This is a genomic window from Micrococcus sp. HG099 (assembly GCF_024723355.1).
Classification (GTDB): domain Bacteria; phylum Actinomycetota; class Actinomycetes; order Actinomycetales; family Micrococcaceae; genus Micrococcus; species Micrococcus endophyticus.
The window spans coordinates 1-9,982 of sequence record NZ_JANQCJ010000091.1 but is presented as its reverse complement, the minus strand read 5'-3'; the positions used below and the strand labels follow the sequence as shown (position 1 = coordinate 9,982).

Annotated in this window: 9 protein-coding genes; 2 read left to right on the top strand and 7 right to left on the bottom strand. The window is 74.3% G+C overall.

Annotated elements, in window-relative coordinates:
• Positions 1-198: 198 nt before the first annotated feature.
• Together NWP10_RS08570 and NWP10_RS08565 are read right to left on the bottom strand one after the other, a co-directional pair.
• Complete coding sequence (locus NWP10_RS08570) at positions 199-930, bottom strand: CoA pyrophosphatase (protein ID WP_258300570.1); 732 nt, start codon at positions 928-930, stop codon at positions 199-201.
• 384 nt (positions 931-1,314) lie between these two features.
• Positions 1,315-1,878 carry an NADPH-dependent FMN reductase gene (locus NWP10_RS08565; RefSeq protein WP_258300569.1) on the bottom strand — a complete coding sequence of 188 codons (564 nt, stop codon included), beginning with the start codon at positions 1,876-1,878 and terminating at the stop codon, positions 1,315-1,317.
• A gap of 288 nt (positions 1,879-2,166) precedes the next feature.
• Between NWP10_RS08565 and NWP10_RS08560 the strand changes: the two genes are divergently transcribed.
• On the top strand, positions 2,167-3,360 hold the full coding sequence (locus NWP10_RS08560; protein ID WP_258300568.1) for an NAD(P)/FAD-dependent oxidoreductase: 1,194 nt from the start codon (positions 2,167-2,169) through the stop codon (positions 3,358-3,360).
• Positions 3,361-3,417: 57 nt separating this feature from the next.
• Here NWP10_RS08560 and nth read toward each other — a convergent pair whose 3' ends face one another.
• Positions 3,418-4,224, bottom strand: coding sequence for an endonuclease III (gene nth, locus NWP10_RS08555; RefSeq protein WP_258300567.1), 807 nt, complete (start codon positions 4,222-4,224; stop codon positions 3,418-3,420).
• Positions 4,225-4,448: 224 nt separating this feature from the next.
• Here nth and acs point away from each other — a divergent pair, with 224 nt between their 5' ends.
• Positions 4,449-6,389 carry an acetate--CoA ligase gene (acs, locus tag NWP10_RS08550; RefSeq protein ID WP_248192521.1) on the top strand — a complete coding sequence of 647 codons (1,941 nt, stop codon included), beginning with the start codon at positions 4,449-4,451 and terminating at the stop codon, positions 6,387-6,389.
• Positions 6,390-6,497: 108 nt separating this feature from the next.
• On the opposite strand, the gene NWP10_RS08545 is transcribed toward acs, so the two are convergent.
• The 4 genes from NWP10_RS08545 to NWP10_RS08530 form a co-directional block, all read right to left on the bottom strand.
• Positions 6,498-6,944 carry a GntR family transcriptional regulator gene (locus NWP10_RS08545; protein ID WP_258300566.1) on the bottom strand — a complete coding sequence of 149 codons (447 nt, stop codon included), beginning with the start codon at positions 6,942-6,944 and terminating at the stop codon, positions 6,498-6,500.
• 4 nt (positions 6,945-6,948) lie between these two features.
• A complete protein-coding gene (locus NWP10_RS08540) occupies positions 6,949-7,152 on the bottom strand; it encodes a methionine/alanine import family NSS transporter small subunit (protein ID WP_258300565.1) in 204 nt (67 codons plus the stop codon).
• A 3-nt stretch (positions 7,153-7,155) separates the two neighbouring features.
• Positions 7,156-8,799, bottom strand: coding sequence for a sodium-dependent transporter (locus NWP10_RS08535; RefSeq protein WP_258300564.1), 1,644 nt, complete (start codon positions 8,797-8,799; stop codon positions 7,156-7,158).
• Positions 8,800-8,959: 160 nt separating this feature from the next.
• A partial coding sequence (locus NWP10_RS08530) for a trypsin-like peptidase domain-containing protein (RefSeq protein WP_258300563.1) occupies positions 8,960-9,982 on the bottom strand: 1,023 nt, incomplete at its 5' end.

Sequence of the window (9,982 nt, the reverse complement as noted above, 5' to 3'; positions counted from 1 at the left end):
GGACGAACGGGCGCATGGCGGACCTCCTGCGGGACGGGCGACGGCCGCCGCGGTCCGCGGCCGCCGGCCCCTCCAGTCCAGCGCCGCCGGGGTGCGCCCACCCCGAGCAGCCCCGGACCTGGGGATCGCGGAGCCCCTGCGGGCGCCTGTGCAGGAGTCGTCAGGCGGACGGCCGGGCGTCGGCCGGACGGTGGCTCGTCAGCCGCGCAGAGGCGCGTGAGTGTGCGCGTCGATCACGCGGCCCGAGTCCCAGGGCGTGTCCCAGTCCAGCAGCGTGAGGATCCGGTCCAGCAGGGCGGCGGTGAAACCCCACACGAGCCGCTCCCTCACGAGGAACCCGGGCGTCTCGCCGCGGCGGCCGCCGGGCCGGGCCACGCGGCACCGGTTCGCGGGGTCCACCAGGTCGCCCACGGGCATGCGGAACACGGCGGCCGCCTCGGCCTGGTCCACCACTGCCACGCGGCTGGGGTCCCGCCACCAGCCGATCACCGGGTGCACCACGTGCCCGGAGACCACCACGGGCACGGGCGGCAGCACGCCGAGGACCTCGACGCCGTCCGGGTCCAGGCCCGTCTCCTCCTCGGCCTCGCGCAGGGCGGTGGCCACGACGTCCGCGTCCTCGGGGTCCACGCGCCCGCCCGGGAACGCGATCTGCCCCGCGTGCGTGCGCAGGGTGGCGGCGCGCTGGGTGAGCAGCACGTCCACGTCCGGGTGGACGCGGTCGTCGGCGTGGTGGGCCGGGACGTCGTCGAGGGAGCCGAAGAGGATGAGCACCGCCGAGGGGCGCGCCCGCTCGGCCCGGGGCCAGTCGAAGCCCCACGTGCTGACCGCACTCGCGGGGATCTCCGTGAGCGCGTCGCGCGGGGCCTGGTCCGCGGCCACGCCGTGCCGCTCGACCAGCGCTGCGAGCCGGTCCCGGACCGCAGCCATGTCCGCCCCGCCCTGCGCGTTCGGGGCGACTTCTCGGAGGTCGTTCCGCCCCTCACCTCCGACATCTCGCCCCATTCTGCCGGGCTGAGGGTGGGTGAGGGCGGGGCGATCGGGCATGGGCTCCACGGTAGCGGCACCCCTGGCGCGGGTCGGCGGGACGGCCTGCCGGGGGGAACGAGATTCGGGCGACTTCTCGGGGGTCAAGGCCGCTTACACCTCCGACAACTCACCCCATTCGCCGCGCTCACGACGACGGCGGGCCCGGCCCCGGTGCATCGGGGTCGGGCCCGCCGTGGAGATTCGGGCGGGTTCTCGGAGGTGTTCGGCTCGAACACCTCCGACAACTCACCCGAAACCGCTGGGTGCGGGGTCAGGCGCGGGCGATCAGCCCTGGCGGACCGTCTTCATGGCCTCGGTCCAGGACAGAAGCTGATCGAACATCGGGTCCACCGAGGCGGCCTGCAGCTCGGTGGGCTGGAACTCGGCGAAGTCCTTGAAGTCGGTGAAGAGGCTGAACATGCCGTGCTTCTGGACGTGGGCCACCTGCAGCTCCGAGAGGATGGCGCGCAGGTGCTCGGTGGCGCGCACGCCCATGGCGGAGCCGTAACCCACGATGCCGGCGGCCTTGTTGGCCCACTCGGCGTTCAGGTAGGACAGCGCGTTGGCCAGGGCCGGAGCGAGGGAGTGGTTGTACTCCGGGGTCACGAACACGAAGCCGTCGAACTCGGCGATCTTCGCCGACCAGGCCTTGGTGTGCTCGTTGGCGTACTGCTGCCAGGCGGCGGGCATCGGCTCGTCCACCAGCGGCAGGTCGAAGTCGGCGATGTCCACGAGCTCGTACTCGGCGGCGTCGCCGCGGCCATTGGCGCGCTCCAGCACCCAGTCGGCCACCTGGCGGTTCAGGCGGTTGGGGCGGGTGGATCCGGTAATGATGGCGATCTTGGTCATGGCTCCATCCTGGACCAGTTCACGCTTTATTTCAAGTTTATAGGACTGGGGTGAGCCGACCACCCGATCCCCGGCCCAATCCCCCGCCCCGATCCCCGGCCCGACTACGGCGCCTCGGCACCCCTCCCGCCCAGCCGCCCATCCGTGAGGATTCGGGTGACTCCTCGGAGGTCATGGCCCCCGCCACCTCCGACAGCTCACCCGATTCGCCAAGCGCGGGGTGCGCCCACGACGACGGCGCCCCGGCACCCCTCCCGCCGCGCCTCCCGGGGCCGTAGCCTCGATGCCATGACCACCCGGACCGCACCGCCGGCTCCGCCCTCGGCCGTGGACGTCGCGGTGATCGGGGCCGGCCAGTCCGGGCTCGCGGCCGGCTACTTCCTGGCCCGCGCCGCCCGCGAGGCCGAGCGCGGGCGCCGACCGGGGCCGCCGTCGTCGTTCGTCCTGCTGGACGCCTCCCCCGGCCCGGGCGGCGCGTGGCCGTACCACTGGGACTCCCTGCGCCTGTTCTCCCCGGCCGAACACTCCTCCCTGCCCGGCCGCCGCATGCCGCCGTCCCCCGGCCCGGACACGCCGGGCGCGGACCATGTGGTGGCCTACCTCGCCGACTACGAGCAGCGCTACGCCCTGCCCGTGCGGCACGGCGTCCGCGTCACGCGGGTGGAGCACGACGCCGACGCGCCGCATCCGTTCACCCTCCACCGGGAGGACGGCCCGCCCGTGGCCGCCCGCGCCGTGATCTCCGCGACCGGCTCCTTCACGCGGCCGTTCCTGCCCGCGGTGGCCGGCGGGGACGGCTTCCGCGGCGAGCAGCTGCACTCCTCGGCCTACCGGCGTCCGGGGCCCTTCGCCGGGCGTCGCGTGCTGGTGGTGGGCGGCGGCAACTCGGGGGCCCAGATCGCCGCGGACCTGCTGCTGGCCGGCGTGGAGACCACGTGGGCCACGCGCCGTCCGCCGCGGTTCATGCCGGACGACGTGGACGGCCGGCACCTCTTCCAGACCGCCTCGGCCCGGGTGCTGGGCCGCTCGGAGGCGCGCGTGGGCGATCTCGGGGACATCGTCATGCTCCCGCCGGTGCGCCGCGCCCGCGACGAGGCCGGCCTCCACGCCGTGCCGATGGTCTCGGCCTTCACCCCCGACGGCGCCCGGTGGGATCCCGACGCCGGCGCGGTGCACGGCTGGGCCGCCTCGAGCCGCCTCGCGGCCGAGGTGCGCGGCGCGGAGCGGGCCCTCGACACGGTGGTGTGGTGCACGGGCTTCCGCGCCGACCTGCGCCACCTGCGCGGCCTCGACCTGACGCGCCGCTCCTCCGGCGTCCCGGCGACGCGGCGGGAGGTGCCCACGGCCTCCGTGGACGTGCCGGGCCTGCACCTGCTCGGCTACGACGACTGGTGCGGCGCGGCCACCGCCACCCTCGTGGGCGTGGGCGTGCACGCCCGTGGCGCGGTCGACGACGTGCTGGCCGGCCTCGCGGCCGGCTGAGCGCGCGCCTCGCGGCCGGCGGATCGGACCCCGCCCCGGCCCGCTGAGCGCGGCCCCTCAGGCGTCCAGGCCGTGCCCCCGGGCCCGCAGCTCCCGGCGCGAGAGCCCGGCGCGCATCAGCGCGAGCAGCTCCTCCCGGCCCGGCTTGAGCTCGTAGGACAGCAGCGCCCGCGCCTTCTCCGGGTCGGTCTCCCCCTCGCCGTAGGAGGGGCACCACCGGGCGATCGGGCAGGCCCCGCACGCGGGCCGGCGCGCGTGGCAGATCCGCCGGCCGTGGAAGATCAGGCGGTGGGAGAGCATCGTCCAGTCCCGGCGGGGGAACAGCTCCGCCACGGCGTGCTCCACCTTCACCGGGTCCGTCTCCTGCGTGAACCCCAGCCGCCGGGCCAGCCGGCCGAAGTGCGTGTCCACGGTGATCCCGGGCCGCCCGAAGGCGTTGCCGAGCACCACGAACGCCGTCTTGCGGCCCACCCCGGGCAGCGCGACGAGGTCCTCGAGGCGGTCCGGGACCTCGCCGCCGTGCCGCTCCACGAGCTCCTGGGACAGCCGCAGGATCGCGGACGCCTTGTTGCGGTAGAACCCGGTGGAGCGCACCAGCTCCTGCAGCTCCGCCTCGGAGGCCCCGGCCATCGCGGCGGCGTCCGGGAAGCGGGCGAACAGGGCGGGGGTGGCCGCGTTGACGCGCACGTCCGTGGTCTGGGCGGAGAGCACGGTCGCCACAAGGAGCTCGAACGGGGTCTCGAAGTCCAGCTCCGCGACGGCGTACGGGTACGTGGCCGCGAGCTCGCGGTCGATCCGCCGGGCCCGGCGCACCAGCGCCAGCCGGCTCTCCCCCGTGGGCGTGTCCGCCTGCTCCGCGCCCATCCGCGTCCTCCCGCTCTGATCCGTCGCCGCTGAGTCCGCCCATCCTAGGAACCCGGGCCGGGCCGACGTCGCCCCTCACCGGCGCCGACGTGATGCGACACACAACGCCCGAAGATTTGTGACGCCTTCCCGGGCGCGGCATGCTGGGCCCCGAAGCATGTGTGCTCGACGTCACACCCACGACGCGGGCACCGCCCGCCCGCACCCCGAAAGGACACCCGTCGATGGACCAGCAGATCCCCACGTTCCCGCCGCCCGCCGAGTTCGCCGCCCAGGCCGTGGCCGGCGCCCACCTCTACGAGGAGGCCGCCGAGGACCGCCTGGCCTACTGGGGTCGCCGCGCCCGCGAGGTGCTCCACTGGGAGCAGGACTTCACCGAGGTGCTCGACTGGTCGGACGCGCCGTTCGCCAAGTGGTTCGTCGGCGGCACCACCAACGCCGCCTACAACGCGCTGGACCGGCACGTGGAGGCCGGCAACGGGGACCGCGTGGCCGTCCACTTCGAAGGCGAGCCGGGCGACACCCGCACCTACACCTACGCCGAGCTGGCCGCCGAGGTCCGCCGCACCGCCAACGCGTTCGAGTCCCTCGGCGTGGCCAAGGGCGACCGCGTGGCCGTGTACCTGCCGATGATCCCCGAGGCCGTCATCACGATGCTCGCCTGCGCGCGCATCGGGGCGGTGCACTCCGTGGTGTTCGGCGGCTTCTCCGCCGACGCCCTGCGCTCCCGCGTGGACGACGCCGAGGCCAAGCTCGTGGTCACCGCGGACGGCTCCTTCCGCCGCGGCAAGCCCTCCATGCTCAAGCCCGCCGTGGACGAGGCGCTCTCCGCGCCCGGCCACTCCGTGCAGCACGTGCTCGTGGTGCGCCGCAACGAGGCCGAGGTGTCCCTCGTCGAGGGCCGCGACCTGTGGTGGCACGACGTGGTCCCCGCGCAGTCCGACGAGCACGAGCTGGTCTGGCACGACGCCGAGCATCCGCTCTACATCCTCTACACCTCCGGCACCACCGGGAAGCCCAAGGGCATCCTGCACACCACCGGCGGCTACCTCGTGCAGACCGCGGCCACCCACCACGACACCTTCGACCTGCACCCGGAGACGGACGTCTACTGGTGCACCGCCGACGTCGGCTGGGTCACCGGTCACTCCTACGTGGCCTACGCGCCGCTCGTCAACGGCGCCACCCAGGTGATCTACGAGGGCACCCCCGACTCCCCGCACCAGGGCCGCTGGTGGGAGATCGTCCAGAAGTACGGCGTGAGCATCCTCTACACGGCGCCCACCGCCATCCGCACCTGCATGAAGTGGGGCCGCCAGATCCCGGACGAGTACGACCTGTCCAGCCTGCGCGTGCTCGGCACCGTGGGCGAGGCCATCAACCCCGAGGCCTGGCGCTGGTACCACGAGGTCATCGGCGGCGGCCGCTGCCCGATCGTGGACACCTGGTGGCAGACCGAGACCGGCGCCCACATGCTCACCCCGCTGCCCGGCGTGACCACGCTCAAGCCCGGCTCCGCGCAGACCCCGGTGCCCGGCGTGACGCTCGAGGTGGTGGACGAGATCGGCGAGCCCATGAAGGACACCTCCGCCGGCTTCCTCGTGGCCCGCGAGCCGTGGCCGTCCATGCTGCGCGGCATCTGGGGCAACCCGGAGCGCTTCAAGGAGACCTACTGGTCCCGCTTCCCCGGCATGTACTTCGCCGGCGACGGCGCCCGCTACGACGAGGACGGGGACATCTGGCTGCTCGGCCGTGTGGACGACGTCATGAACGTCTCCGGGCACCGCCTGTCCACCACGGAGATCGAGTCCTCCCTGGTGGCGCACCCGTCCGTCGCCGAGTCCGCCGTGGTAGGCGCCGCCGACGAGACCACGGGCGAGGCCGTCGTCGCCTTCGTGCTGCTCACCGAGGAGGCCGCCGCGGCCGGCCGCGACGTCGCCGAGGTCGAGGAGGAGCTGCGCCAGCACGTGGGCCGGGACATCGGCCCGATCGCCAAGCCCAAGCGCGTCCTCGTGGTCCCGGAGCTGCCGAAGACCCGCTCCGGCAAGATCATGCGCCGCCTCCTCAAGGACGTGGCCGAGGGCCGCGATCCGGGCGACGCCACCACGCTGGCCGACCCCACGGTCATGCAGCGCATCGTGGAGACGCTGGCCCCCGGCGCCTGAGCCGGCACGACGACGCCGCCCCGGTCCGCACGCAGTGTGCGGGCCGGGGCGGCGTCGTCGTGAGGGGGCGCGTCGGTCGCGCGAGGGGGCCGGGCGCGGGCGGGCCCGTCAGGCGCGGGCGGCCGCGTCCCGACGGACCAGCTCCACGGCCTCGTCCGCCGTGTAGCCCAGCCGATCGAGCAGGGTGTCCAGGCATCGCCGGACGGCCTGGTGGGCGGCGTCCGCCCGGGCGTCCGCGGAGGCGGCCACGAACGTGCCCGCCCGGCCGCGGGTGAGGATGGTCCCCCGCGCCTCGAGCTCCTTGTAGGCCCGGGCCACCGTGCCCGGCGCCACGCCGAGCTCGGAGGCGAGGGCGCGGACCGGCGGCAACCGGTCACCGCGGGCCAGGCAACCCGAGGCGACGCCGGCCAGCACCGCGTCCGTGATCTGCCGGTAGGGCGGGGCGGGCAGGGCTCCGTCCACCGCCACCACGGGCAGCGAGGCGGAGACCACGCGCGCGGCCCCGCCCGCGGCCGAAGCCGGGGACGGGGCCGCGCCGGACGGAGTCGCGGTCATCGACTCAGCCGCGCCGGGCGTCGAGGCGCACGTCCTCGCGGCCGAGCTCGTCCTCGCGCTCCCACGCGGCCGGGGCGAGCCGGTCGCCCAGGGCGAGGTCGCCCGAGGAGTCGTCCGGGTGGCGGAGCAGGTGGACGGCGGAGAGCGCGAGCCCGCCCCACACGAGGAGGATGGCCAGGGACATCATGACGATCGCTGCGGTGCTCATGGGTCAGAGCTCCTTCCGGGTGTGGTCCGCCGGCACGAGCGGGATGGCGCCCGTGGGGGTGGTGCCCTCGGGCACCGCGTTGTGCGGGATGAGGTCGCCGTGGATCTCGGTCTCCATCTCCTCGGCGTAGAGGTTGGACTTGCGGGACCACGGGATCAGCGAGAGCACCACGGCCAGGACCACGGAGCCGATGGCCACGCCCCAGCCGTAGATGCCCAGGAAGTCGCCCGGGTAGCCGCCGTAGCCCTCGGAGATGACCTTCATGATCCAGGACAGCCAGATGTAGGCCAGGACGATCGGCATGAGCACGCCGATCAGCAGGACGTAGCCGCGGCCCAGCTTGAACGAGGAGACCGCGTTCAGGTGCGCGGTGACGCGGCGGGCCGAGCCGAGCACGCCGGTGACCAGCAGCACGGACACGAGGGCGGCGCCCACGATGCCGAAGTTGTTGGCGAAGGCGTCCATGGTGTCCAGCATGTGCAGGCCCGAGGTGGTGGAGAACAGGGCCATCGAGACGACGCCGGCCAGGCCGACCACGACGATCGTGGCGGTCCAGCGGCCCCAGCCGAGCTTGTCCTTCACGGCGGAGATGACCACCTCGAGGATCGAGATCAGGGAGGTGAAGCCGGCCACCACGAGCGAGCCGAAGAACAGCACGCCGATCAGGGCGCCCACGGGGGCCTGCGAGATCAGGGTGGGGAACGCGATGAACGCGAGGCCGATGCCGCTGCCGGCCACGTCCGCCACGGACACCCCGGAGGCCTGGGCCATGAAGCCCAGGGCGGAGAACACGCCGATGCCGGCGAGGATCTCGAAGCCGGAGTTGGAGAAGCCCACGACCAGGCCGGAGCCGGTCAGGTTGGTGCGCTTCTTCAGGTAGGAGGCGTAGGTGATCATGATGCCGAAGCCCACGGACAGCGAGAAGAAGATCTGGCCGTACGCGGCGATCCACACGCCCGGGTCCGCCAGCGCGGCCCAGTTCGGGGTGAACAGGGCGTCCAGGCCCTGCGTGGCGCCCGGCAGGGTGAGGGCGATGCCCACGAGCACGAGGAACATGACGACGAGCAGCGGGATGCCGATCATCGAGGCCATGGCGACGCCGCGGCGCACGCCGAAGCCCATGATCAGCAGGGTGATGACCCACACGGCGAGCATGGGCCAGAACACGCCGGAGACGACGTCGAAGGTCGGGTTCGGGGCGTCGGAGACCTGCAGGAACTCGCCCATCATGAACGTCTCGGGGTCGGCGCCCCAACGCTGGTCCACCGAGAACCAGGTGTACATGATGGCCCAGCCGATGATGGCCGCGTAGTACACGGCGATGACGACGCAGATCAGCACCTGCCACCAGCCGACGGACTCGGTCCAGCGGGAGAGGCGACGGAAGGCCAGCGGGGCGGAGCCGCGGAAGCGGTGGCCGATCGCGTAGTCGAAGAACAGCAGCGGGATGCCCGCGGTGAGCAGCGCGATCAGGTACGGGATGACGAACGCGCCGCCGCCGTTCTCATAGGCCACGTACGGGAAGCGCCAGATGTTGCCGAGTCCCACGGCGGAGCCGATCGCGGCCAGGATGAACGTCCACCGACCGGCGAACTCCTCCCGGGTGCGCGTCGGCGCCGCGGCGGGCGCGGAGACGGTGCTGGACATGCAGGACCTCCGAAGGTCTGGGGAATGCGAGTGTGACGGCGGCCACAATACTCCAGTTCCCGGTTCCGTGGGCGGGTGCGTCCGGGAGGCGACCCCCGCCGGAGGCGGCCCGTGGGCGCGTCAGGCTCCCTCCACCCGGCCACGTCGGGTGCGTGGCGCGTCAGGCGCCCGGGATGCAGTCCCCCGAGGGGACGGTGGCGCTCATGCCCGGGGCGGCGGCCACGGCGGGGGCGATCGAGTCGGCGCTGAGCGCGTAGCCCACGGGGTCCGCCCCGGGGGCGCGGGCGAAGACCAGGCCGGCCAGGGAGTCCGCCGCGTCCACCACGGGGCCGCCGGAGTAGCCGTGCCGGATGTCCGCGGCCAGCGTGTAGACGTCCACCATGCTGGCGGCGCCGGTCACGACGTCCCCGAGCGGCACCTCGCCCACGGCCTGGACGGTGGCCGGGATCGAGGCGAACGGGCCGCCGTCGGGATGGCCCATCACGAGCGCCGACTCCCCGCCGACCAGCTCCGCGCCCAGCGGCATCACCGGCAGGTCGGCGCCGTCGAGGGCGAGCACCGCGAGGTCGCGGGCGGTGTCCAGGTGGACGATCCGGGCGTCGTGGACGCCGCGCTGCGCGTCCGTCACCGTGGGGGCGTCCACGCCGAGCACCACGTGCGCGTTGGTCAGCACGCGGTCCGGGGCCACGGCCACCCCGGAGCCGCTCTGCACCTGGCCGCACTGGGCCGCGGTGCCGGTCAGACGGACGACGGCGGCCTCGGCCGGGACACCGGCCGGCTCGGTCTCGGCGGGGGCGGGGTCGGCGGCCTCGGCGGCCGCGGCGTGCTCGACCTGGCCCAGGGCCACGACGCGCCCGTAGGCGCCCGCGCGCTCGAAGGCGACGTCGATCTCGGAGCGGTACGCGCCCGTGAGGATGGTGTCCGTGAGACGGCGCAGCTCGTCGGGCCCGGGCGGCTCCACGGCCCCGGCCACCGCGCGGGCCGCGTGCGCGGCGTGCCCGGCGCGGTACCAGGCGGCCCAGCGCTCGCCGTCGCGGGCCGTGGCCTCCTGGAGGGCGTAGAGCCGCCAGAGGGCGCCGGCGAGGGACACGGGCGGGGCGTCCGCCCACAGCTCGGCGAGGGTCTCCACGCCCAGCTCGCGGACGAGCCCCACGAGCCGCTCCACCACCTCGGGGTCCTCCTC

Coding starts and splice junctions, on each gene's coding strand:
- NWP10_RS08570 (WP_258300570.1), bottom strand. CDS start 930: ATGGCTGCGGTCCGGGACCGGCTCGCAGCGCTGGTCGAGCGGCACGGC.
- NWP10_RS08565 (WP_258300569.1), bottom strand. CDS start 1,878: ATGACCAAGATCGCCATCATTACCGGATCCACCCGCCCCAACCGCCTG.
- NWP10_RS08560 (WP_258300568.1), top strand. CDS start 2,167: ATGACCACCCGGACCGCACCGCCGGCTCCGCCCTCGGCCGTGGACGTC.
- nth (WP_258300567.1), bottom strand. CDS start 4,224: ATGGGCGCGGAGCAGGCGGACACGCCCACGGGGGAGAGCCGGCTGGCG.
- acs (WP_248192521.1), top strand. CDS start 4,449: ATGGACCAGCAGATCCCCACGTTCCCGCCGCCCGCCGAGTTCGCCGCC.
- NWP10_RS08545 (WP_258300566.1), bottom strand. CDS start 6,944: ATGACCGCGACTCCGTCCGGCGCGGCCCCGTCCCCGGCTTCGGCCGCG.
- NWP10_RS08540 (WP_258300565.1), bottom strand. CDS start 7,152: ATGAGCACCGCAGCGATCGTCATGATGTCCCTGGCCATCCTCCTCGTG.
- NWP10_RS08535 (WP_258300564.1), bottom strand. CDS start 8,799: ATGTCCAGCACCGTCTCCGCGCCCGCCGCGGCGCCGACGCGCACCCGG.